The sequence below is a fragment of the Aminobacter sp. P4_D5 genome (assembly GCF_056401815.1).
Map to the genome: position 1 here is coordinate 1 of NZ_JBFUIP010001485.1, position 503 is coordinate 503.

The following is a 503-nucleotide window of genomic DNA, read 5'->3' on the forward strand; positions in this document are numbered from 1 at the left end:
GCATAGATCGTGTCGAAGGCCAGCGACGATTTTCCGGAGCCGGACAGCCCCGTCAGAACCACCAGCTTGCCGCGCGGCAGGTCGAGATCCACGGACTTCAGATTGTGCTGGCGGGCGCCGCGAATCCGGATGAGCTCCCCCTTCACGACGGGATCGGCGGCATCACGCGGCATGGACTCAGGCTCCGGGGGGGCTAGATGTTCATATTGTGTTCACGCTGTCTGCACCATATATGCTGCGATGCAAAGCGTGAAATACGGCCCAGAACCCGCGAAATTGCGAGGGCTGGCCCGAGTGCCGCGGAAAAGGTAGTTTCCGCGGCCGATCTGAAGGAGGCGCGGCCCATGGCCGGAGTGAATAAGGTGATCATCCTGGGGCGCCTCGGCAAGGACCCCGAGGTGCGGAACTTCCAGAATGGCGGGAAGGTCGTGAACCTGCGCCTGGCGACCAGCGAGCGGTTCAAGGACCGCGAGGGCAACCAGCAGGAGCGCACCGAGTGGCAC

Annotated in this window: 2 protein-coding genes; one reads left to right on the forward strand and one right to left on the reverse strand. The window is 63.6% G+C overall.

Going from position 1 to position 503, the window contains the following annotated elements; genetic code table 11:
• Positions 1 to 173: ATP-binding cassette domain-containing protein (locus AC1DWF_RS39100; protein ID WP_476843751.1), on the reverse strand; the 173-nt coding region annotated here is incomplete at its 3' end.
• A 171-nt stretch (positions 174 to 344) separates the two neighbouring features.
• Here AC1DWF_RS39100 and ssb point away from each other — a divergent pair.
• On the forward strand, positions 345 to 503 hold a 159-nt coding region (ssb, locus tag AC1DWF_RS39105), incomplete at its 3' end, for a single-stranded DNA-binding protein (RefSeq protein WP_476843752.1).